This is a genomic window from uncultured Boseongicola sp. (genome assembly GCF_937988555.1).
Classification (GTDB): Bacteria; Pseudomonadota; Alphaproteobacteria; order Rhodobacterales; family Rhodobacteraceae; genus Boseongicola.
This window is the reverse complement of the sequence record NZ_CALJXO010000042.1, coordinates 11,423-31,465: the sequence shown is the minus strand read 5'-3', so window position 1 is coordinate 31,465 and position 20,043 is coordinate 11,423. Positions and strand designations below refer to the sequence as shown.

Here is a 20,043-nt window from a genome sequence, read left to right as displayed (position 1 = left end):
TAGTCGCCCCGCCGCTCCCCATCAACCCCGATTGACGTTCGCCCCTGCTTGCCTTTAATTACATCTCCCTTGTGTGAAGCAGACCAAAATGAACGACGCCGGAAAACTGCTAGAAGGTATGAACGCGCGTTCGCGCGAAGTTTTTCGGCGCGTGGTCGACGGCTTTCTCGACACGGGCGATCCTGTGGGATCACGCACGCTTACCCGCGATATGTCGGAAAAGGTGTCGGCGGCAACGATCCGCAACGTGATGCAAGACCTCGAACACCTCGGCCTGCTGAATTCCCCCCACATATCCGCGGGGCGCATCCCCACACAGCTGGGGCTGCGCATCTTTGTCGACGGCCTGCTTGAGGTTGGGGATCTAAGCGCTGAGGATCGCGGCGCAATCGAAGGCTCTCTTGGACCCAACGACTCAGACGTCACTTCCGTGCTAGACCGCGTCGGCTCCGCGCTTTCCGGAGCGACGCATGGCGCCAGCCTCGTTCTCGCGCCGAAACACGAAGCGCCAATTAAGCATATTGAATTTGTAAGCCTCGCCCAGGACCGCGCGCTTGTTGTGCTGGTGTTCGGCGACGGCCACGTCGAAAACCGCGTCTTCACCCCGCCGCTGGGCCAAACCCCAAGCTCGATGCGCGAAGCCGGCAACTTTCTGAACTCAATTGTCGAAGGCTACACCCTATCCGAACTGGGCGCGGTCATTTCCCGCGAGATTGCTAAGCATCGCCAGGAGCTTGACAGCGCGGCGCGTGAACTTGTCGAAAGCGGGCAGGCATTTTGGGAAAACGAAGGCCATACCTATGAGCGGCTCATCGTGCGCGGCAGGTCGAATCTCATCGAGGGCGCCGGCCAGGAAGAAGAGCTTGAGCGCATCAGATCCCTGTTCGACGACCTTGAACGCAAGCGTGACATCGCCGAATTCCTCGATCTAACCGAAGACGGCGAAGGTGTGCGCATTTTTATAGGTTCTGAAAACAAGCTTTTTTCACTTTCGGGTTCATCTTTGGTGGTGTCTCCTTATATGAACGCTGATCGAAAGGTGATCGGTGCGGTTGGAGTGATTGGCCCTACGCGGCTTAACTACGGACGCATCGTTCCTATTGTTGACTACACCGCCCAGCTGGTTGGGCGCATGATTTCTGATAGAGGGCAAGGATGAACGAGCAAGACGTAAACGAACCGGCAGCAGAGGAAGATCTGATCGATATCAATAGCCCCGAGGCGCTGGAAGACCCAGATTTCGATGAACGATTCGCCGAGCTGGTGATCGAACGCGATGAATTCAAAGACAAATTCATGCGCGCTCTGGCCGATGCCGAAAACTCACGCAAGCGCTCCGAGCGTGACCGCCGTGAGGCCGAGCAATACGGTGGCTCGCGTCTCGCGCGTGATCTTTTGCCGGTCTTCGACAACATGCGCCGCGCAATCGAGGCGATCCCGGAGGAAAGCCGGGAAACCAACAAGGCTGTTATCGAAGGCGTCGAGCTCACAATGCGCGAGCTGATCAACGTCTTTAAGAAGCACGGAATTGTGCCGATTTCGCCTGAAGTCGGCGACCGCTTCGACCCCCAGCACCATGAAGCCATGTTTGAAGCCCCGCTTCCCGGCACCAATGCTGGCGACATTATTCAGGTATCGGCAGACGGCTTCATGCTTCACGACCGCTTGCTGCGCCCCGCGAAGGTTGGCGTTAGCTCGAAGGTTGGCTCGTGAGCGCAGCCTTCAAATCATAAAGCGCCTGCAAAGCTTCCCGAGGAGTCATCTCATCGGGAAGCAATTCTGCCAATTTGGTCTCTAACTCGGACGTTTTCATCTGTTTATGAACGGGCGCCGCTGGCGCTGCGGCAAACAACGGCAAGTCGTCAATCAAAGCCTTCGCGCCGGGCCCACCCTCGCGCTCCCCTTTTTCCAGGGCCTCCAAGACAACCCGCGCGCGCTCAACAACCGCCGCCGGAAGCCCGGCAAGCTTTGCGACCTGAACTCCATAGCTCCGATCAGCAGCTCCGCGACGCACCTCGTGCAGGAAAATGACGTCGCCATCCCACTCTTTCACCGTGACGGTCGCATTTTCCACACCGTCCAGCTTATCCGCCAGTTGCGTCATTTCGTGATAATGTGTGGCAAACAGCGCCCGGCAACCATTCACATCATGCAGGTGCTCAAGTGTCGCCCAGGCAATGCTCAACCCGTCATATGTCGCCGTGCCGCGACCGATCTCGTCCAGAATAACCAACGCCCGATCGTCGGCCTGGTTCAAAATCGCCGCCGTCTCAACCATCTCGACCATAAACGTCGACCGCCCACGCGCCAAATCGTCTGCTGCGCCAACACGGCTGAAAAGTTGACTAACAAGCCCAATATGGGCGGATGTCGCAGGAACAAAGCTTCCCGCCTGCGCCAAAAGCGCGATCAGCGCATTCTGTCGAAGAAAGGTCGATTTACCGGCCATGTTCGGCCCGGTCAGCAGCCAGATCGACCCATCGTTCACGCCCGACAGATTGCAGTCGTTTGCAATGAACGGCGTACCGCCTGCTTTCAGCGCACGCTCGACCACCGGATGCCGTCCGCCAGAAACCTCAAACGCCCGACTGTCATCGACCAGTGGGCGCGCCCAGCTTTCGCTTTGCGCCAGAGATGCCAGCGCAGCGATCACATCCATCTCAGAAAGCGCTCGCGCGCAATCGCCAAGCGGCCCAGACAAAGCCAAAATCGCGCCGCTTAGCTTTCCATAAAGCCCTTTTTCCACCTCAAGCGCCCGCGCGCCCGCGTTCAATATCTTCGTCTCCATCTCGGAAAGGTCAATTGTTGTGAAGCGTACCGCACTCGCCGTAGTCTGGCGATGAATGAAGCGCTCCGACAGTGGCTTGGACAGCATCTTCTCCGCATGCGCGGCGGGCGTCTCAATAAAATACCCGAGCACATTGTTATGCTTGATCTTCAAGGCGGCGATGCCCGTCTCAGCAGCGTAGCCGGCCTGATAACCCGCTACCACGCTGCGACCCTCATCCCGCAAGGTCCGCGCCTCATCAAGATCCGGGTCATAGCCCGCCGCAATAAACCCGCCATCGCGCGCCAAAAGCGGAGGCTCAGCAATCAACGCGGCCTCAAGAAGCTTAGAAAGCGGCGCAAACCCAACCAGAGATTCTCGCAGATTGGTGACTAATGCCGGGCTTTCTGGCGGAAGAGTCTCAGAAATTGTTTCGGCTTGAGCAATAGCGTTGCGCACCGCCGCCAAATCTCTAGGGCCGCCTCGATCCAGCGATAGCCGCGACAAAGCGCGATCCATATCTGGACATCGCCGCAGCGCATCGCGCAGCTGCTCGCGATACTCCACAGCCGCAACCGCATGCGCCACCGCATCGTGCCGAGATGAAATCGTGCTCAGGTCTTGCGATGGCGAGGAAATGCGGCGCTCCAGCAGACGCCCGCCTGCGGCCGTGACCGTCCGGTCAATCGACGCCAGAAGGGATCCATCACGCCCGCCTGAAAGCGCCTGTGTCAATTCCAGATTGCGCCGCGTCGCGGCGTCGATTTGCATTGTTGCGCCGCTCACCTCCCGAATCGGCGGCCTCAACAACGGCAGCTTCCCTTTCTGGGTCAGCTCCAGATAGTCGATTATCGCGCCCATCGCGGACACTTCCGCGCGCCCAAATGCACCGAAGGGGTCCAGGCTTTCTACTTCAAAAAGCGTAGTAAGGCGCTTCAGGGCCGACTGACTATCGAAGCTGCCTCCTGACAAAGGTGTGATAGACCCGCCCACATCAGTCACTAAATCGACAAATTCCGCCTCGTTTGCATCTGAAACCAAAACCTCTCGCGGCAGGAGGCGCGCCAATTCGGGACCAAACTGGCCGGTCGATGTGGCAAGCACCCGAAACTCCCCGGTGGAAATATCGACCCAAGCCACGGCCGCTTCTCCACGCACCTGGCTTAATGCCGCCAGAAAATTATGCCGCCGCGCTTCAAGCAGCGTTTCTTCTGTCAGCGTTCCCGGCGTGACCAGCCTCACCACCCCGCGCTTCACCACCGATTTCGAACCGCGCTTTTTCGACTCGACCGGGCTTTCCAATTGCTCGCAGACCGCAACCCGAAACCCTTTTCGGATCAAGGCCAGCAAATAGCCCTCTGCCGCATGGTGCGGCACACCGCACATCGCGATGTCTGCGCCCAGATGCTTTCCGCGTTTTGTCAGCGCAATATCCAACGCCTCTGCCGCAGCAACGGCATCGTCAAAGAACAGCTCATAAAAATCGCCCATCCGATAAAACAGCAATGCGCCCGGATGGTCGGCCTTTATTTCAAGATATTGCGCCATCATCGGAGTGACAGCAGCGTTGGCAACGGTCAAAGGGTCACTCCCCCAGAGAATTTTCGCGAATCTAACGGTGTGGACCGCTGGGCGAAAGGCGAAATCATGCGCCTTGCTCCTGCGGCACGACCTCGTAAAGTAGCAAGCTCAGGGAGGACGACCAATGCCAAGACAACGCTTCACGCGCGAGGACGCGCTTAGTTTTCATATGTACCCGAGTCCGGGTAAGTTTGAAATTCAAGCCACGGTCCCGATGATGACGCAGCGCGACCTGTCTCTTGCGTATTCGCCCGGCGTTGCTGTTCCCTGTGAAGAAATCGCGGCGAATCCAGAACTGGCGTACGATTATACAAACAAAGGCAATCTTGTCGCCGTGATCTCCAACGGCACGGCGGTCCTTGGCCTCGGCAATCTTGGCGCCTTGGGCTCCAAGCCGGTGATGGAGGGCAAAGCGGTCCTCTTCAAGCGATTCGCTGACGTGAACTCTATCGACATCGAGCTCGACACCGAAGACGTCGACGCCTTCTGCAATGCCGTCCGTCTCATGGGACCCACATTCGGCGGCATCAACCTTGAAGACATCAAGGCGCCCGAGTGCTTTATAATCGAGCAGCGCCTCAAGGAAGAGATGGATATTCCGGTCTTTCACGACGACCAGCACGGCACTGCCGTGATTTGCGCGGCGGGCTTGATCAACGCGCTGCACATCTCGGATAAGAAAATCGAAGACGTCAAAATCGTCCTAAACGGCGCGGGCGCCGCTGGCATCGCCTGCATAGAGCTGCTTAAGCGCATGGGCGCGCGCCACGACAACTGCGTTGTTTGTGACACAAAAGGGGTCATCTATCAGGGTCGAACCGATGGTATGAACCAGTGGAAATCGGCCCACGCCATCTCGACTGACCTCCGCAGCCTCGAAGATGCGATGGTTGGCGCAGACGTTTTTCTCGGCGTCAGCGCAAAAGGCGCCGTCACGCCTGCGATGGTTAAAAGCATGGCTCCAAACCCGGTCATCTTCGCCATGGCGAACCCTGATCCGGAAATCACCCCCGAGGAAGCGCACGAAGTTCGCGAGGACGCGATCGTTGCAACAGGAAGATCTGACTATCCAAACCAGGTTAACAATGTCCTTGGCTTCCCCTACCTCTTCCGAGGCGCGCTAGATATCCACGCCCGAGCGATCAACGACGAGATGAAAATCGCCTGCGCCGAAGCTCTCGCCGCGCTTGCTCGCGAAGACGTGCCCGATGAGGTTGCCATGGCGTATGGCCGCAAACTAACGTTCGGGCGCGACTACATTATCCCGACGCCGTTTGACCCGCGTTTGATCCACCGTGTCCCGAACGCCGTTGCCAGGGCCGGCATGGACACCGGCGTCGCTCGTCGCCCGATCGTCGACATGGAAGCCTATGAGCTTCAGCTTAAATCCCGTATGGACCCGACCGCGTCAATCCTGCGGTCGATCAACGCGCGTGCCCGCGCGGCTCAATCGCGCATGATTTTCGCCGAAGGTGACGACCCGCGCGTTCTACGCGCTGCCGTTGCCTACCATCGAAATGGTTACGGCGAGGCTTTGGTTGTTGGTCGCGAGGCCGATGTTGCCGCGCAACTGAAATCCGAAGGTCTCGGCGATGCGGTCGACGAGATCACCGTCGTAAATGCAGCCAACACAAGTCATCTCGAAACATATAAGTCCTTCCTTTACAAAAGGTTGCAGCGCAGTGGTTTCGATAGCACTGACATTCACCGTCTGGCGTCTCGTGACAGACATGTCTTCGCGGCGCTCATGCTGGCGCATGACCACGGCGATGCGCTTGTAACCGGGGCGACCCGAAAATCTGCGCATGTGCTCGACTTGATTAACCACGTTTTCGACGCTCGCGCGGAAGATGGGGCCGTGGGAGTTACCGCGCTCCTTCACAAAGGCCGCATCGTCCTCATCGCCGATACGCTCGTCCATGAATGGCCGTCTGATCGGGATCTTGCACAGATCGCAATTCAGGCGGCTAAGGTCGCGCGCAGTCTTGGCCTTGAGCCCCGCGTAGCCTTTGTCAGTTTTTCGACTTTTGGCTACCCGGTCAGCGAACGCGCCGAGAAAATGCACCAGGCCCCGAAAGTCCTCGACAAAATGGACGTAGATTTTGAATACGAAGGCGAAATGACAGTCGATGTCGCGCTCAACACGCGCGCACAAGAAAACTACCCGTTCTCTCGCCTGACCGGGCCGGCCAACATCCTTGTGGTTCCCGCCCGCCATTCCGCTTCAATCTCGGTCAAGTTAATGCAGGAAATGGCGGGGGCCACGGTTATCGGCCCAATCCTTACGGGTGTCGATAAACCGATCCAAATTCTGCCTACCGTTTCAAGCGTGAACGACATCATGAACATGGCCGTGCTCGCCGCATCGAAAATCGGTTAAGGGCAGCTGTCTGGTGCACGCAGTCGGTTACTGTCGACATGGTTTACAAATTGCCGCACATTCCGGCCCCCGGTGAAACGCCGACGGCACCGGCCTATAGCATGGGACGTGACGGCAAAGGGGCGAACCAGTCGGTTGCCGCAGCTCATATTTTCCGAACCAACCCATACGACAGGCCACGTCATTATCAATGCGGCAAAACACGGCGAGAATGCGAATGTTATCCTTGCGGGCGCTAACGGCTAGCAATCTTAAAAACACATCCGCAACTGCCCACCCTGGCGATGTGCTGTTAATCCAGAACGAAACAAACCTGCAGTCGGAGGCCGCGCGCACTTCCAATGCCATGGGGCTGCGTGTCTTTTCCTATACCGTAGCCTTTGACGCCGCCGCTGCCGAGGCGATCCTACCTTTCATCGACACCCTACTTTTGAGCGAGATTGAGGCGCAACAGCTGCAAAAGTCCCGCAATAGGCTCTTTTCTCACGCGACTCGCCCAATAGTGTCATCACGCGTCGGGCAGAGCGCGCGCTGGACTGATACTGAAAACCACCAAAGCTTTGACGTGCCAGCAGTCCGCGTAACGCCGGGTGACACGACCGGGGCGGGCGACACATTTACAGGCCATCTCGCGAAAGGTCTGGCGCGGGGCGACATGCCGCGCGCAACGTTGGTTCTGGCAAGCCGCGATGCGGCACTAAAGGTCACGAAAAAGGGATCACTGACGCGACCCCCCGCTGTCGAACGCCGAGGCGTTTACCTCTTAGCTTTTCGGCGCAACAAACACGGCATCATCACCCCAGAGCTCCAGAACCTTTTTGTCGCGCCCGCAGCCGTCCCGGTAAAATTTATAGGCGCTCGTCTTAGACTTCGGACCACGCCGAGTCAGCACGATATCCGTGCCTTTGTAATAATCCTGATGGTAGGCCTCCGCTTCATAAAAAGCGGACGCATCAAGGATCGGCGTCACAATACGCTTGCCGAGATCACTCTGCGCGCGCGCTCGCGCAGACTCGGCCGCTGCCTTTTCCGCTGGATTAGAGACGAATACTGCGGTGCGGTAGCTGTCACCGCGGTCGCAAAACTGGCCCCCGCCATCCGTCGGGTCAACCGAGCGGAAGAACGCATGAAGAAGTTGCTCATAGCTCACGCGTTCAGGGTCGTACTGGATTTCCACCGCTTCATAGTGGCCCGTGCCGCCCTTAGTCACCTGCTTGTATGTGGGGTTGTTGGTCGTCCCGCCCGTAAAGCCCGATACAACTTCAGCAACGCCCGGCACCCGCTCGAAATCAGATTCAACGCACCAGAAACAGCCCCCCGCGAAATACGCCTTTTCGGTCGCGGCGGCTTTCGCACTGCCGCACTGGATGGCGGCACCAAGCATAATCAAAACGGCCAACAGGGGCGCTTTCAGGGAGTGCATTGCAATTGACATGGCGTGTCCTTTTTTAACCTTGGGCCACTCTGTCTTGTGGAGGGTTTATGCACAATTCACCCCCGCGTGATGTCGCAGTCATGTGAGAGTTGTTTCATGCCTTGCCACGGCTTAGCGTCAACGAAACGAAACCGAAAAAGTCCGAACACATGCACCAACGCAATACCGATGTTAAAATGACGCGTTACCGCAAATGAAGATCGCGATGTGGAGTGGCCCGCGCAACCTCTCAAGCGCAATGATGTATGCCTTTGGAAACAGGGCAGACTTCGCCTCATGGGACGAACCATTTTACGCCCCTTACCTGAAAACAACCGGAATTACTCATCCTATGCGAGAAGCGGTTCTTTCCGCGCACGAAACCAACGCCGATCTGGTCGCCGCCCGCATTGAGGGCGCTGTGCCGAACGGCAAAAAACACTGGTATATGAAGCATATGGGCTTCCATATGTGCGATGGGTTTCCGATGAGCTGGGCAAATAACTGCGTGAACGTTCACCTCATCCGCCACCCCGCCCGCGTGATCGCGAGCTACGCGGCGAAAAGAGAGAACCCGACACTTCAAGACATTGGCTTCAAACAACAAACTGAAGTCTTCAAGCGCTTCCCCGGCCCCATCATCGACAGCGATGATATTCGCAGTGACCCTGAGGGCATGTTGAAGAAACTGTGCAAGACCATAGATCTAGGCTGGGATCCGGCCATGCTTTCGTGGCCGGCAGGCCCCAAGCCATACGACGGAGCCTGGGCGCCGCACTGGTATAAGTCTGTGCACGAATCCAAAGGCTTCGCGGGAAGGGAGGGCGACCTGCCAAATCTAGCCGGTCAAGCTGCCGTCCTGTCAGAACAGGCGCTACCCTACTACCGGCTGCTCGAATCTCAGAAATTATAGGCGATTACCGCCGCCTACTTCTTCAACCGCCGCTCACGCGCCGCCAAGAGCTTCAACCGCAAGGCATTCAGCTGAATGAAGCCCTGTGCATCCGTTTGATCATAGGCGCCGGCATCGTCTTCGAAGGTGACATGGGCTTCCGAGTAAAGCGAATGATCGGACCAGCGTGCGATCGTACGTGCCAAGCCTTTATAAAGTTTCAGCTTAACTGTTCCAGTTACATGTTTTTGCGTATGATCAATCGCGGCCTGAAGCATCTCGCGTTCCGGCGAAAACCAGAAGCCATTGTAAATCAACTCTGCGTATCGCGGCATTAACTCGTCCTTCAGATGCGCTTGCCCCCGGTCCAAGGTGATCTGCTCAATCCCACGATGCGCCTCAAGCAGAACAGTTCCTCCCGGCGTCTCATAAATCCCGCGAGATTTCATTCCGACAAAGCGCCCCTCAACCAGATCAAGCCGCCCAATACCGTGCTTCCCGCCTAGTTCATTCAGCTTTGTAAGGATCGTAGCAGGACTCATCGCCTCGCCGTTGATTGAGATGGCATCGCCTTGTTCAAAACCGATTTCGACAATTTCCGGCTCGTTCGGCGCATCCTCCGGGTTCACCGTCCGCTGATATACATAGTCCGGCGCTTCTCCAGCTGGGTCCTCAAGAACCTTGCCTTCCGATGACGTGTGCAACAGGTTTGCATCAACGCTGAACGGAGCTTCGCCGCGCTTATCTTTCGCAATTGGAATTTGATTTTTCTCAGCAAAATCAATTAGCTTCGTGCGGCTCGACAAATCCCAAAGCCGCCAAGGCGCGATCACCTTGATGTCCGGGTTAAGGGCATAGGCGCTCAGCTCGAAACGAACCTGATCATTGCCTTTGCCGGTTGCTCCATGAGAAACGGCGTCTGCACCCGTTTCTGCCGCGATTTCAACCAGGCGCTTGGAAATAAGTGGTCGCGCGATGGATGTCCCAAGAAGATACAACCCTTCATACAGAGCGTTCGCGCGAAACATAGGGAACACGAAATCACGCACAAATTCTTCGCGAAGGTCCTCGACATAAATCTCAGACGCACCAAGTAGCTCGGCCTTTTTTCGCGCGGGCTCAAGCTCCTCACCCTGTCCAAGATCCGCCGTAAATGTCACGACCTCGCAATTGTACTCTGTCTGAAGCCACTTCAGAATGATCGAGGTATCAAGGCCGCCTGAATAGGCCAGGACAACTTTCTTCGGCGCGGACATGGTATTCCCCCGGTTTTGCGTAATATTGGCGTGCGTTTAAGGGGTTTTCCAGCCGGTAACAAGCCGGTGTCTAAGACAAGAAAAGGCGGCGGAGGCCGCCCCTTCGTTGTGGCTTTGGCAGATGCTATTGTGAAAGGTCGGCAACCTCATCGTCGGTCAGGCAACGGTTTTCCGCTTTGCCGCACGCGTCTTCGCCGCCCAGATCATCGACGGCGTTGTCGACGGCTTCCTGTTTGGCGATCCGATCCTGCTCAGAGAAGCGACTTTGCAAGTCAGATAAAAGTTGGTCTTCCTCGCGCGTCCGCCCTATCTCCCCGTCGTCCCATCAATCGCAGAATAGTTTTCTTCCCCGCTGCCGCAGGACGAATTTGCAAGCAGATCAAAAAGTGCTGCGCGATCCAACAATACTTGACCCGCTTCGGCACTGGCGGTTGCAGCGGCCAACGCGGCGACATGGCCCACGGGACCATTTTCGTTTCCGTTCCGCATATGGGCCAGCACGGCATTGATGTTTGCGCTAAGCGCGCCGTTTATATTTCCCAACGCGCTGGAATGAAACGCGCCGTCTTCAGTCTTTTCTTCTTCTTCGCGACCTGCCGTAGCTTCGCTGGCCTTTCGGGTTTTGTCGTTTTGGCCGCACGCTTGTCCTTTCCGGTTAGCTTGCCGAAGAAACTCTCCATTCCGCCACCGGACGTCCCACGAGAGGTTGACCGCTCATTTTAGTTCGCCTTGATGCGCGAGGTGTCGAAGGATTTCCGCGATTGCCGTCCGACGTATTGCCGGCATTCTCGGACTTGACGGCGGCGCGGACGACTTCCCGTCAAAGCCCCTTAAGACTTTCTTAATTTGGCGCCGCCCGCCCGAAACTTTGCATTGGCGAGAGACGAACAGGGCAATCGAACGGTGCGTCCGCCAGACCTAATGTACACCGCGCTAAACGACCGACTTGTCGCCGAGATTGGGACCGATAGGTATCTGACGATTATCCTGGCGGATGCCGACCCAAGCACTGGAGTGGCGACACTTTCACTGGCAGGCCGCCCAGGCCCGGCCATTCCCCGCGCTGATGGAGGTATAGAATACGCATCTTCGTTCTGCATGCCCATCGGCCTTATTCCCAATGCCGAGGTTTCGTCATTTCAGAGTCGACTGGAAACCAGAGACCGCCTTTGCTCGGACGGGATCCCCAAATGCATGGGCTACGCAGATGATGCGCTTCTTGACGATGAAGGCCTCGAAGAGCTTTTTATTGAAGTGTTTGTAAGGCGCGGCCTTCAGTTTGTTGAAGCGCTGCAAGACGGGTTGTCTGGTGTTTCTGGGCGCGCAGATTTTTGCGATGATCTGTCAGCAGCTGTCCTTGAACGATTAGCTCTGAGCTAACGAATGCACCGCTCCAAAAAAATCCGGTCACCCTCATTTGCAACACGGTCAACCGCGTCGGGTAGGCTCATCCAAACAGCCGTATGTGCTGCCTCCAGCGGCGGCCCAAGACACAAAACGGGCCGCGCCAAGTAGATGTGACAAACCTTCTCGGCCCATAGATCGTACTCGGGCATAAAGGTGAATCTTCGGAATGCCCCAAGCCTACGAGGCTTATCAATCCGCCATCCGGTTTCCTCAAAAACTTCACGGTGAAGTGCCGGAATAGGATGCTCTCCGGGATCAATACCGCCGCCCGGTAGCTGGATTTCAGGCTCAGGCTCAGATTGATAGGTCATCAGCACAGCATCGCCGCGCAGTAGCACCGCGTAGATGCCCGGACGCCGCCTGTATCGTTGGCCGGACAAGACCGGTTCTCCCATTCGAGGGATCATGCCCTTGGTCCTCGCCTTGCAGCCCCTATATAGTCGCGGTATGCACCCGCGCGTTGCGTAAGGAAACCCCATGAATATCGGATCAAAAATCGCCTGGGACGATACAGTCCTGCCGTTCCAGCTTGACCGCACCGACACTCGCGGCCGCGTCGCGCGCTTGGACGGGATGCTTCAGCAAGCGCTCTCGCAGCATGATTATCCCACCCTAATTGAAGCTCTGGTGGCTGAAGCCACTCTGCTCACTGCCCTCATTGGCCAGACAATCAAGCTTCGCTGGAAGCTGTCAATTCAAATTCGCGGTGACGGCCCAGCTAGGCTGATCGCCACGGACTACTATGGCCCGACCAACGACGGCGCGCCGGCGCGCATCCGCGCCTATGCCAGCTATGACGAGGACAGACTTGATCTGACCGCAGACCCTTTCAGCCAAATTGGCAATGGATACTTTGCCATCCTCATCGATCAGGGCGCAGGCACGGTCCCCTATCAAGGAATAACACCGATTGCAGGGGGATCACTGTCGGCCTGTGCCGAAACTTATTTTGCGCAGTCCGAACAGCTGCCGACGCGCTTTGCTTTAAGCTTTGGTCAAACACAATCGCCGGGCGAAGACATGCATTGGCGTGCAGGCGGCATTATGGTTCAGCAGATGCCAAAAGCCTCACCCTCTGTGGCCGACGCAGGGTCTGGCGAGGGGGGGCTTTTGTTGGCGGATGATGTGCTTGGGGGCGATGAGTCCGAGAACTGGACTCACGTCAATGTGCTGCTCGATACGGCGGAAGAGATTGAGTTGATTGGTCCGACTGTTCAGCCGACCGACTTGCTGGTGCGACTTTTCCATCAGGACGGGCCACGTGTTTTTGATGCGCAGCCGGTCGTGTTTGGATGTACGTGCTCTTCTGATCGGGTGCGCCAGTCGCTTTCAATCTATTCGGCGCGAGACATCGGCCACATGACGACAGACGATGGTATCGTGACCGCAGATTGTCAGTTTTGTGGATCACACTACGAATTCGATCCAAAAACGCTGGGGTTTGAAGCCGAAGAAAATGACTTGTGATTTGCGCCAGCGCCTCGAATTGGCGCTGGCAAAACCAGGACATACGTCATCTGACTACGACTTGAACGCGGATGTCTTGCTGCCCGAAGGGCGGCTGCTGCGCCCAGCCGCTGTTTTGGTGGCGTTTGCAGATCGGCCGTCAGGCCCAGCCCTATTGCTGACCAAGCGGGCGCCGACGTTAAAACACCACCCCGGGCAAATTGCCTTTCCTGGCGGCAAAGTTGACGCGGGCGATGCCGATGCCACAGCAACTGCCTTGCGAGAGGCACAAGAAGAGATCGGCCTCCCTGTGCAAGCGGTAAACGTGATCGGCGCTCTGCCGTCCCACGAAACGGTCACCGGTTTTCAAGTCACACCTGTATTGGCGATTGTCGAGAAACCAGTCACACTCCTGCCAGAGCCGGGTGAGGTCGCGGAGGTGTTCGAGGTTCCGCTTGCGCATGTTCTGGACCGGTCTCGCTATTCGGTCCAGTCGCGCCGCTGGCGAGGAGCCCGGCGCGCCTACTTTACGGTGCCATGGGGACCCTATTACATCTGGGGGGCAACCGCGCGCATGTTGTGCGCCTTAGCTGATCGGATGGCGGATGAAGCGGATTGACGCAGACTGGCTGAACAGCGCTGATACCCAGCGTGTTTTCACGGTGCTTGCCGCTGCGGGCCATCAGGCGTTTGCGGTTGGGGGGTGTGTGCGAAATACTCTTTTGGGTGTCCCCGTCAGCGACATCGATATCGCGACGTCAGCAACGCCAGAAGAAACCACTCGGCTTGCGCGATCTGCCGGGCTGAAGGCCATTCCCACAGGCTTTGAGCACGGCACGGTCACGCTTGTCTCTGGCAAGACTGCATTCGAAGTCACAACGTTTCGTCACGATATTGAAACCGACGGCCGACGCGCGGTTGTGGTTTTCACAAATGATATCCGTGAGGATGCCCGCCGCCGCGACTTCACCATGAATGCCCTTTACGTAGATGCAGCAGGGGGCGTTCAGGATCCGCTCAATGGCCTGCCCGACCTTCTTGCCCGTCGGGTTCGCTTCATCGAAAACGCGGATGCACGGATCAAAGAGGACTACCTGCGAAGCCTGCGATTTTTTCGGTTTCACGCGCAATATGGTGATCCCGGCCAAGGTCTCGACGCCGACGCGCTGGCCGCGATTGCAAGCAATCTCGAAGGGCTCGACAGCCTTGCCGGCGAAAGGGTCGGAGCCGAAATGCTCAAGCTTCTCGCGGCAAACGATCCGGCGCCCGCCTTGGCGGGCATGTTTTCGACCGGTGCTTTGAGCGCCATTTTGCCCGGCGCAAGTTTACAATGGGTCGCGCCGCTGGTCCACCTTGAAGGCGAGGCTGTTCAGCCGCCGGATCCCCTGCGGCGCCTTGCTGCGCTGGGCGGTCTGGACCCCACGGATCGCCTTAGGCTGTCTCGTTCGGACGCGAAAAAGCGAAATCAGCTCACCGATTTTGTCTCAAACTTAACCGGACTTTCGGAAATCGCATGGCGGCACGGCACGTCCGTCGCATGGAGCGTCATCTTGCTGCGTCAGGCTTTGACAGAACAACCTTTGGCCCCAAATACAGCGTCGCTGATCGAGCGTGCCGCCAAAGCTGAGTTCCCCCTAAAAGCCCGCGATCTGCTGGACCGCCTCCAAGGACCAGCGCTTGGGGCCGCTTTAAAACGGGCAGAAACCGCTTGGATCAAAAGCGATTTTGGGCTTGATCGGGAGGCCTTGCTTGAGATTGCCCTGAAAGAGTGATGACAGGCAGGCCGCAATCGGGTACGACGGGCAGGTCGAATAAGGAGGGCGCACTATGATTTACAGGATCTGCATCCCGGATAGCTAACCGGCCCAATCCTGTTTTGGGTTCGCGCAGCGCCAACCCTGTCATATTGCCATTTTGCCCGACCTCCCGGAGCGCCCGCCATGTTTCGATACCTAGAAAATCTTGTTGATCCCTATTGCGCGTATCCCGTCACCGACCGGCCACCCCAAAAGCTGTGGGCATTCATCTGGGATTACTGCCAGCCCTTCAAAAGGGTCTTTGCCGTAACCGGCGTGCTGACCATGCTTAGCGCGCTGATTGAGATCTGGCTCATTGCTTACCTCGGCCGTCTTGTTGATACGCTGACGGATACCGATCCGGATACATACTGGGCCGAATACGGTGTCGAGATGCTGATGCTTGCGCTGTTCCTGCTGATCGTGCGCCCGATTATTCAAGCAATAGACGTGGGGTTTCTCAATAACGCGATCCTGCCAAATTTCGGCACGCTGATCCGGTGGCGCGCGCACAGCCATGTAATGCGCCAATCCGTAGGGTGGTTCGAAAATGATTTTGCGGGACGCATTGCAAACCGGATCATGCAAACACCACCAGCCGCAGGCGAGGCGATCTTTCAGGTTTTTGACGCGATGGCCTATTCCATCGCCTATATTGGCGGCGCATTCATCCTTTTGTCAGGCTCAGATCCACGGCTAATGATTCCGCTGGCGATTTGGCTGGTGCTTTATCTGATGCTGGTGCGTTGGGTTGTGCGGCGCGTTGGCCCGGCCAGCAAGGCCGCATCCGATGCCCGAAGCGCGGTCACAGGGCGCGTTGTTGACAGCTATACCAACATCCATTCCGTCAAGATGTTCGCGCATACAGACGTCGAGCGCGAATATGCCCGCGAAGCAATCGAGCATTCGCGCGTCACATTCCAATTGGAAATGCGGCTCTACACCATCATGGATGTCTTCCTGACCCTGATTAACGGGTTTCTTATCGTTGCTGTTGTTGGCTGGGGCATCTGGCTATGGACAACTGGCGCGGCGTCCATCGGCGTCGTTGCGCTCGCGTCCGCTCTGGTTCTGCGTCTGAACGCAATGACCGGCTGGATTATGTGGTCACTTTCGTCGTTTTTTCGAAATCTCGGCGTTGTCGCCGAGGGAATGCAAACCATCGCTGAACCCATCACGCTGGTCGACGCCGGAGGCGCTGAGCCGCTTAAACTTACGGATGGGCGGATCGAGATGAAATCGCTCTCGCACCACTATGGCAAAGAAACAGGTGGCCTTGACCGGATCGACCTAACGATTAATCCCGGCGAAAAAATCGGTCTTATAGGGCGGTCAGGCGCTGGGAAATCGACCCTCGTGAAGCTTCTGTTGCGGTTTTACGATCCTGACAGTGGTGTCATAACGGTCGACGATCAGGACATCACAAAAGTTAGGCAAGACAGCCTTCGCGCCCACATCGGTATGGTCCAACAGGATAGCTCGCTCTTGCACCGTTCTGTCCGCGACAACATCCTCTATGGCCGACCAGAGGCGAGCGAGACCGACATGATTGAGGCCGCGCATCGCGCCGAAGCGCATGGGTTCATCCTGGCTCTCGAGGACCCTGAGGGACGCACTGGCTATGATGCGCACGTCGGCGAACGCGGTGTGAAACTGTCCGGTGGTCAGCGCCAAAGGATCGCCCTTGCGCGCGTTATTTTGAAAAATGCGCCCATCCTCATTCTGGACGAAGCAACCAGCGCACTTGATTCCGAGGTCGAGGCCGAGATTCAGAAAACGCTCTACGGCATGATGGCGGGCAAAACCGTGATCGCGATTGCTCACCGTCTGTCTACTATCGCGCAGATGGATCGGATTCTCGTTCTCGACGCAGGACACATCGTTGAACAAGGCGCCCACGGCGAGCTATTGGCTCAAGACGGGCTATATGCCCGGTTCTGGAGCCGGCAATCGGGCGGGTTTATCAGGACAGAAGTCGAGGCAGCCGAATGATCCGTCGCGCGGGAAATCTTATCGACGCATTCCAGCCGGCGGAGGCCGATCCGCCGCGCACCCTGGCCGCATTTTTTCGCTGGGCGCTTGCCGGGTCCTTCCCGATACTTTTGATCGCGGGCCTGATCTCTGCGGCAGCCGGCACACTTGAAGTTATGTCAGCGATCCTGCTTGGACATGTGATCGACACGGCGATCGGATCGGATCCAAGCGATTTTTTAAACGCCAATTGGAGCCTCGTGCTTCTGGTGCTTGGCTTCTTTGTCATAGCGCGTCCGCTGTTCTTTGGCCTGTCATCTCTGGCCAACGCCGTCGTTGTATTGCCAAACCTCAACCCGCTTGTTCTGACGCGCCTCCATCGCTGGACGCTTGGGCAGGCGGTCACGTTTTTTGACAATGACTTTGCAGGGCGCATCGCCCAGAAGCAAATGCAAACCGCGCGCGCCCTGACCGATGTCGCGGGCGAGGTTATCAACGTCCTATTCTTTGCGATTGCTTCGCTTATCGCGTCTGCACTGCTGCTCACCTCGATAAACGGTTGGATGGCCTTGGCGCTTGGCGCTTGGCTGTTGTTGTATTTGCTGATGATCCGCTGGTTTATGCCGCGCATCCGCAAACGGTCAAAAGCCCGCGCAAATGCTCGCGCGATGGTTACGGGGCAGATCGTCGACACAATCACAAACGTCAAAACGGTGAAGCTCTTCGCGCACGACGCCCACGAAGAGACCGCCGCGACCGAGGCTGTCCGCAGTTTCCGCGAGCGCGCTTTGGACTACGGTATTATAGCAGCAACGTTCCGCTTCTGTCTGATGGCGGTCGCAGGAATGGTGCCCGTGATGCTGATCGGCGGCACGCTTTGGTTCTGGAGCCAAGGCGCCGCGACCGCAGGTGACATTGCAGCTGCCGGCGCGATCTCAATTCGGATCGCGCAGATGACGGGTTGGGTAAGCCACGTGCTGATGGCGATTTACGCCAACGTCGGTGAGGTCGAGGACGGCATGAACACTCTGACGCCACCGCGCACCCTGACCGACAGCCCCGATGCAAAAGTCCTCGCCACTATCGAGCCATCGATCCAGTTCGACGACGTCAATTTCGCCTATGGCCGGAAGACCGGTGGCGTTGAAGGGATCAAGCTAAATGTCCAGGCGGGCGAAAAACTTGGTATTGTTGGCGCTTCGGGCGCGGGCAAGTCAACACTCGTTTCGCTTCTGCTCAGGCTTTACGATACAGAAGGCGGCCGTGTGCTCGTCGGCGGACATGATGTGCGGGAGGTTACACAGGAAAGTCTTCGACGCCAGATCGGCATGGTCACTCAGGAAACCGCCATGTTTAATCGCGCGGCGCGTGACAACATCCTTTATGGCAAGCCCGGTGCAAGCGAGGCCGACATCGAAGCGGCCGCTCGCCGCGCCGAGGCCCATGACTTTATTCTGGGCCTTGAGGACCATAAGGGCCGCACAGGCTACGACGCGCATCTTGGCGAGCGCGGCGTCAAGCTTTCGGGTGGACAGCGGCAGCGTATCGCGTTGGCCCGCGCATTTCTGAAGGACGCGCCAATACTGGTTCTGGACGAGGCGACCAGTGCGCTCGATTCCGAAGTCGAAGCTTCAATTCAAACCGCGCTCGATCTTGTAATGGAAGGCAAAACCGTTCTTGCCATCGCCCACCGCCTTTCGACCATTGCGCGCATGGATCGAATTGTTGTTCTTGACGAGGGCCGCATTGTGGAAGCGGGCACCCATGACGAATTGCTCGAGGCCAACGGCCTCTACGCCCGCTTTTGGCAGCGTCAGTCTGGCGGTTTTATCGGGGTCCGGGAGGCCGCAGAATAGATGACTAAAGTTACGATTGAGCGACTTGGACACCAGGGCGATGGCATTGCGCATGGCCCGATTTTTGCGTCCCGGACCCTTCCTGGTGAAACGGTTGAAGGTGATTTGGACGGCACTCGCCTTACCGCACCGCGGATTGTTACGCCGTCTTCGGACCGTGTTTCACCGAAATGTCGGCACTACAAAACATGCGGTGGCTGCGCTTTGCAGCACGCCTCGGATGCCTTTGTGGCTGGATGGCAGCAAGATGTTGTAACCCGCGCTTTGGGCGCTGTCGGTCTGTCGGCGCCCTTGCGTCGCCTCCACACATCGCCCGCGTCATCGCGCCGCCGCGCCGCCTTTACAGGTCGCCGGACGAAGAAGGGCGCAATCGTCGGCTTCCATGGGCCCGCAAGTGACGTTGTGATCGCTGTTCCCGACTGCCAGATCGTGAGGCCATCACTTCTCGCAGCACTGCCCGCGCTTGAAGATATCACGCGTATCGGCGCCTCGCGCAAAAGCTCGCTGCGGCTTTCCGTGACAGATACTGACACCGGATTAGACGTTGCCGTAACCGATGGTAAGCCGCTCGATAACGATTTACGGCAAGTCTTGATCGAGATATCCAACACGGCAGGGTTTGCCCGGATAAGCTGGGATGACGAGGTCATTGCGCAACGCGTGGCCCCCATTTTGCGTATGGGGACAGCCCCGGTTCCTGTTCCGCCAGGTGCTTTCCTTCAGGCTACGGCAGAAGGCGAGCTTGCGTTGCTTACCTCGATCAAAGATGCTGTCGGGGGGGCTGGCAAAATTCTCGATCTTTTTGCTGGATGCGGCACTTTTGCGCTGCCGCTTTCCCTAGCAGCCGAGGTTCACGCCGTCGAAAGTGAACAGTCACTTCTCGACGCCCTCGATGCGGGCTGGCGCCATGCAACAGGCGTCAAGCGTGTCACAACCGAGCGCCGCGATCTGTTCCGCCGCCCCCTTACGCCTGATGAACTTCAACGATTTGATGCGATTGTGATTGACCCGCCACGAGCCGGCGCCGAAGCACAAATCCATGAAATCGCTGCTGCAAAAGTGCAACGCATTGCGGCGATTTCGTGTAACCCGGTCACCTTCGCCCGGGATGCCGCAATCTTAACGAATTCGGGATACAGGCTCGATTGGATTGATATTGTGGACCAGTTTCGCTGGTCTCCTCATGTTGAGGTGGCGGCAGGACTGACGCTTGCATGAAGTGGATTCACATAGAGTGTTCGCTGCGTTATAGGAAGTTTGAGGCAAAAGGGTCGAGC

16 protein-coding genes and 1 pseudogene are annotated in these 20,043 nt (G+C 57.4%); 12 read left to right on the top strand and 5 right to left on the bottom strand.

The window, feature by feature from the left end:
• Positions 1-88: 88 nt before the first annotated feature.
• The gene (hrcA, locus tag Q1B15_RS02500) at positions 89-1,159 is read left to right on the top strand and encodes a heat-inducible transcriptional repressor HrcA (RefSeq protein WP_299749651.1); all 1,071 of its coding nucleotides are present in this window, start codon (positions 89-91) and stop codon (positions 1,157-1,159) included.
• Positions 1,156-1,713, top strand: coding sequence for a nucleotide exchange factor GrpE (locus Q1B15_RS02495; RefSeq protein WP_299749648.1), 558 nt, complete (start codon positions 1,156-1,158; stop codon positions 1,711-1,713). The genes hrcA and Q1B15_RS02495 overlap by 4 nt, the downstream gene beginning before the upstream one ends.
• On the opposite strand, the gene mutS is transcribed toward Q1B15_RS02495, so the two are convergent.
• Positions 1,691-4,318 carry a DNA mismatch repair protein MutS gene (gene mutS, locus Q1B15_RS02490; RefSeq protein ID WP_299749732.1) on the bottom strand — a complete coding sequence of 876 codons (2,628 nt, stop codon included), beginning with the start codon at positions 4,316-4,318 and terminating at the stop codon, positions 1,691-1,693. The two genes, Q1B15_RS02495 and mutS, sit on opposite strands and share 23 nt — an antisense overlap.
• Positions 4,319-4,472: 154 nt before the next feature.
• Between mutS and Q1B15_RS02485 the strand changes: the two genes are divergently transcribed.
• Positions 4,473-6,728 (top strand): NADP-dependent malic enzyme, encoded by a 2,256-nt coding sequence (locus Q1B15_RS02485; protein WP_299749645.1) that lies wholly within the window; start codon positions 4,473-4,475, stop codon positions 6,726-6,728.
• A gap of 190 nt (positions 6,729-6,918) precedes the next feature.
• Positions 6,919-7,443: pseudogene (locus Q1B15_RS23295) on the top strand (PfkB family carbohydrate kinase); the annotation flags it as partial.
• Positions 7,444-7,491: 48 nt separating this feature from the next.
• On the opposite strand, the gene msrA reads toward Q1B15_RS23295, so the two are convergent.
• Positions 7,492-8,163: a peptide-methionine (S)-S-oxide reductase MsrA gene (gene msrA, locus Q1B15_RS02480; protein WP_299749642.1), complete on the bottom strand. Its 672-nt coding sequence runs from the start codon at positions 8,161-8,163 to the stop codon at positions 7,492-7,494.
• A gap of 193 nt (positions 8,164-8,356) precedes the next feature.
• On the opposite strand from msrA, the gene Q1B15_RS02475 reads away from it, so the two are divergent.
• Positions 8,357-9,055: an HAD family hydrolase gene (locus tag Q1B15_RS02475; RefSeq protein WP_299749640.1), complete on the top strand. Its 699-nt coding sequence runs from the start codon at positions 8,357-8,359 to the stop codon at positions 9,053-9,055.
• A 14-nt stretch (positions 9,056-9,069) separates the two neighbouring features.
• On the opposite strand, the gene Q1B15_RS02470 is transcribed toward Q1B15_RS02475, so the two are convergent.
• Positions 9,070-10,290, bottom strand: a complete 1,221-nt coding sequence (locus Q1B15_RS02470; protein WP_299749637.1) for an argininosuccinate synthase — start codon at positions 10,288-10,290, stop codon at positions 9,070-9,072.
• Between the two features lie 124 nt (positions 10,291-10,414).
• Entirely contained in the window at positions 10,415-10,561 is a 147-nt protein-coding gene (locus tag Q1B15_RS02465; RefSeq protein ID WP_299749634.1) for a hypothetical protein, read from the bottom strand.
• 632 nt (positions 10,562-11,193) lie between these two features.
• Between Q1B15_RS02465 and Q1B15_RS02460 the strand changes: the two genes are divergently transcribed.
• Complete coding sequence (locus Q1B15_RS02460; RefSeq protein ID WP_299749631.1) at positions 11,194-11,670, top strand: SpoIIE family protein phosphatase; 477 nt, start codon at positions 11,194-11,196, stop codon at positions 11,668-11,670.
• Here the strand turns inward: Q1B15_RS02460 and Q1B15_RS02455 are convergent.
• Positions 11,667-12,104, bottom strand: a complete 438-nt coding sequence (locus Q1B15_RS02455) for an NUDIX hydrolase (protein ID WP_299749628.1) — start codon at positions 12,102-12,104, stop codon at positions 11,667-11,669. The two genes, Q1B15_RS02460 and Q1B15_RS02455, sit on opposite strands and share 4 nt — an antisense overlap.
• 70 nt (positions 12,105-12,174) lie before the next feature.
• Between Q1B15_RS02455 and Q1B15_RS02450 the strand changes: the two genes are divergently transcribed.
• From Q1B15_RS02450 to Q1B15_RS02425, 6 genes are all read left to right on the top strand, one after another.
• Complete coding sequence (locus tag Q1B15_RS02450) at positions 12,175-13,164, top strand: Hsp33 family molecular chaperone HslO (RefSeq protein ID WP_299749625.1); 990 nt, start codon at positions 12,175-12,177, stop codon at positions 13,162-13,164.
• Positions 13,154-13,762: a CoA pyrophosphatase gene (locus Q1B15_RS02445; protein WP_299749622.1), complete on the top strand. Its 609-nt coding sequence runs from the start codon at positions 13,154-13,156 to the stop codon at positions 13,760-13,762. Before Q1B15_RS02450 ends, Q1B15_RS02445 begins: the two co-directional genes overlap by 11 nt.
• Positions 13,749-14,915, top strand: a complete 1,167-nt coding sequence (locus tag Q1B15_RS02440) for a CCA tRNA nucleotidyltransferase (RefSeq protein ID WP_299749619.1) — start codon at positions 13,749-13,751, stop codon at positions 14,913-14,915. Before Q1B15_RS02445 ends, Q1B15_RS02440 begins: the two co-directional genes overlap by 14 nt.
• 168 nt (positions 14,916-15,083) lie before the next feature.
• Positions 15,084-16,931: an ABC transporter ATP-binding protein gene (locus tag Q1B15_RS02435; RefSeq protein ID WP_299749616.1), complete on the top strand. Its 1,848-nt coding sequence runs from the start codon at positions 15,084-15,086 to the stop codon at positions 16,929-16,931.
• Positions 16,928-18,766, top strand: coding sequence for an ABC transporter ATP-binding protein (locus Q1B15_RS02430; protein ID WP_299749613.1), 1,839 nt, complete (start codon positions 16,928-16,930; stop codon positions 18,764-18,766). The genes Q1B15_RS02435 and Q1B15_RS02430 overlap by 4 nt, the downstream gene beginning before the upstream one ends.
• Positions 18,767-19,984 carry an RsmD family RNA methyltransferase gene (locus Q1B15_RS02425; protein WP_299749610.1) on the top strand — a complete coding sequence of 406 codons (1,218 nt, stop codon included), beginning with the start codon at positions 18,767-18,769 and terminating at the stop codon, positions 19,982-19,984.
• The last annotated feature ends 59 nt before the right edge of the window (positions 19,985-20,043 follow it).

Bases quoted from the DNA above. Each gene is read 5' to 3' on its own strand.
- Q1B15_RS02450 (WP_299749625.1), top strand. From the start codon at position 12,175: ATGAATATCGGATCAAAAATCGCCTGGGACGATACAGTCCTGCCGTTC.
- Q1B15_RS02445 (WP_299749622.1), top strand. From the start codon at position 13,154: ATGACTTGTGATTTGCGCCAGCGCCTCGAATTGGCGCTGGCAAAACCA.
- hrcA (WP_299749651.1), top strand. From the start codon at position 89: ATGAACGACGCCGGAAAACTGCTAGAAGGTATGAACGCGCGTTCGCGC.
- mutS (WP_299749732.1), bottom strand. From the start codon at position 4,318: ATGATGGCGCAATATCTTGAAATAAAGGCCGACCATCCGGGCGCATTG.
- Q1B15_RS02495 (WP_299749648.1), top strand. From the start codon at position 1,156: ATGAACGAGCAAGACGTAAACGAACCGGCAGCAGAGGAAGATCTGATC.
- Q1B15_RS02435 (WP_299749616.1), top strand. From the start codon at position 15,084: ATGTTTCGATACCTAGAAAATCTTGTTGATCCCTATTGCGCGTATCCC.
- Q1B15_RS02485 (WP_299749645.1), top strand. From the start codon at position 4,473: ATGCCAAGACAACGCTTCACGCGCGAGGACGCGCTTAGTTTTCATATG.
- Q1B15_RS02455 (WP_299749628.1), bottom strand. From the start codon at position 12,104: ATGATCCCTCGAATGGGAGAACCGGTCTTGTCCGGCCAACGATACAGG.
- Q1B15_RS02475 (WP_299749640.1), top strand. From the start codon at position 8,357: ATGAAGATCGCGATGTGGAGTGGCCCGCGCAACCTCTCAAGCGCAATG.
- Q1B15_RS02440 (WP_299749619.1), top strand. From the start codon at position 13,749: ATGAAGCGGATTGACGCAGACTGGCTGAACAGCGCTGATACCCAGCGT.
- Q1B15_RS02425 (WP_299749610.1), top strand. From the start codon at position 18,767: ATGACTAAAGTTACGATTGAGCGACTTGGACACCAGGGCGATGGCATT.
- Q1B15_RS02470 (WP_299749637.1), bottom strand. From the start codon at position 10,290: ATGTCCGCGCCGAAGAAAGTTGTCCTGGCCTATTCAGGCGGCCTTGAT.
- msrA (WP_299749642.1), bottom strand. From the start codon at position 8,163: ATGTCAATTGCAATGCACTCCCTGAAAGCGCCCCTGTTGGCCGTTTTG.
- Q1B15_RS02430 (WP_299749613.1), top strand. From the start codon at position 16,928: ATGATCCGTCGCGCGGGAAATCTTATCGACGCATTCCAGCCGGCGGAG.